The 2,021-nt window shown below is 68.7% G+C and carries 3 protein-coding genes and 1 pseudogene; 2 read left to right on the top strand and 2 right to left on the bottom strand.

What is annotated here, in order from left to right; translation table 11 throughout:
• Positions 1-280: pseudogene (locus tag KPL57_RS26395) on the bottom strand (hypothetical protein); the annotation flags it as partial.
• A 320-nt stretch (positions 281-600) separates the two neighbouring features.
• On the opposite strand from KPL57_RS26395, the gene KPL57_RS26390 reads away from it, so the two are divergent.
• Both KPL57_RS26390 and KPL57_RS26385 read left to right on the top strand, forming a co-directional pair.
• Positions 601-804: a hypothetical protein gene (locus KPL57_RS26390; protein ID WP_226353570.1), complete on the top strand. Its 204-nt coding sequence runs from the start codon at positions 601-603 to the stop codon at positions 802-804.
• 462 nt (positions 805-1,266) lie between these two features.
• A complete protein-coding gene (locus tag KPL57_RS26385) occupies positions 1,267-1,728 on the top strand; it encodes a hypothetical protein (RefSeq protein WP_226353569.1) in 462 nt (153 codons plus the stop codon).
• 47 nt (positions 1,729-1,775) lie between these two features.
• On the opposite strand, the gene KPL57_RS26380 is transcribed toward KPL57_RS26385, so the two are convergent.
• On the bottom strand, positions 1,776-2,021 hold a 246-nt coding region (locus tag KPL57_RS26380; protein WP_226353568.1), incomplete at its 5' end, for a dihydrofolate reductase family protein.

The raw sequence follows: 2,021 nt of genomic DNA, 5'->3' as shown, positions 1-2,021 counted from the left end.
GTCAGGACGGCGACGGAGTTCGTAGCGTCGCGCAGCGCGGACGTCGCGAAGGCGAGGAGGTCGCTGCACCCCGCCTCACGTGCGGAGTCGCGGGCCTGACCACCGATCGGACCAGGTTGTCGGCGCCCTGCTGGGACAGCGCGCCCGCGGCGTCGAGGTGCTCGGCCAGCCTGAGCTCGCTCTTCTCCGAGGTCATCGGGGTGGGGTGGCCACCCCTCTGCGCGTCCACCACGAGGAGGTGGACGGTGTTGGAACCGACATCGAGGACACCGAGACGCACGGGGGGAGAGCCTACCGCGTCCGTCGTGATCTTCTCGTGATCACGCGGAGAACATCGTCTCCACCGTTGACGAGGAATCCAGCTCGGCATATCGTCGTCACTGTCAGAGACGAAGTTTCGGTGGATCAGCCGTGGTACAGAGTGCGCATGACAGTGCGCCACCTCGGCGTCCTCGGCCTCGCGGAGGAGCTCGGCGTCACCCGGCACGCCGTGCACAAGTGGCGCGCACGCCATCCCCACGGCTCCACGCACCCCTTCCCCGCACCCGACGTCGAGGTCGACGGCGCACCGGCTGGCTGCCCGACCGCCTGGAGGAGATCGTGCGGTGGCGAGACGGCCTGCCCGGCCGCGGAGCAGGCGGCGGACGCCCGTCGACCCTGCGCCTGGAGTACTACGCCGAGGCCGCCGCGCGCGGGCTCGACGACGAGGAGGCCGCGCACACCCTCGCCGCCTTCGGCAACTCGTTCCCGGAAATGAGCGAGCAGGAGATCATGGCGTGGCTCGTCCGCTCGTGGCGGGAGTGAGCCGCCGTCCTCCACGCAGAGGATGTCGATCACGAGAACCTGGTCATGGATAACGAAACGGACACGCGGCACACGGCGCGCTAACACCCCGATCCAGACCCTCGAAACCGATCGACTACTCCCTTTAGCGCGATCGGACGTCATGCACCCGCAGCAGCCTCCCCAGAGCGACCCGTACGGCAGGCAGTACCGGCAGCAGCAGTACGCGCCCAGTCCCACGGCCACGAGCAGTACGGGCACGACCAGTACGGGCACGACCAGTACGGCCGCCAGGAGCAGTACGGCCACCAGGGCTACGGACGGCAGGACCACGGCTACCAGGACCACGGGTACCAGCAGCAGTACCAGCAGGACCCGTACCGCGAGCAGCAGAGCGCCTACGCGGCCGTCCCCCAGCAGCGGCGCCGCCCCGCTCCGCCGCCGAAGCGCCGTCGCGTCTGGCCGTGGGTCCTGCTGGGCGCGGTGCTCGTGCCGATCCTCGGGATCGCGGCGTGCTCGGCGTTGTTCGTCGGCGGGGTGAACGCCGTGCAGGAGCAGCGCAAGGGCGGCACGGTCGCGGTCGGCCAGACCTTCACGTACAAGTCGGGCGTCGCACTGACCGTCAGCGACGTCGTCCCGTACAAGTCGAGCAACCAGTTCATCGTCACGAAGGACGAGGCGGCCTACAAGGGTCTCGTGACCGTCGTGAACGGCGGGAAGACGCAGATCAACGCCGCACTCGTGAGCATCAACGTCACAGCCGCGTCGCAGCCGGCAGAGCGGATCTTCGAAGACGCCCCGCTCGCCACCCAGACCATCGCGCCCGGCCAGCAGCTGAAGATCCCGTTCCAGTTCAAGGTCAAGAAGGGCACGACGGGTGCGGTCCAGATCGCCGTCAGCGCCGACTTCAACGAACCCGCCCTCTTCACCGCGACGATGAACTAGCGACGATGTACCAGCTCAGCCGTTGTCCACCGCGTACTGAGCGATGATCACACCGGTGGTGGTGACGACGCTGCGCTCCAACCGCAGGTCGCGGCGCTCACCATCACCGAACAGCCGCGTCCCGAGCCCATGGCGATCGGGTGGACGAGCAGCGTGTACGAGTCCATCAGCCCCGCGGCGTGCAGGGACCGGACGAGCGCGCCGCTGCCGATGATCGTCAGGTCGCCCTCGAACTCGTTCTTCAGCTTCGCGACCGTCTCGGCCGCGTCGCCCGCGAGGAGCGTGGAGTTCGG

The organism is Pseudonocardia sp. ICBG601 (assembly GCF_020496245.1).
Note: the sequence above shows the minus strand (reverse complement) of the source record. Positions and strands in the feature narration are given on the sequence as shown.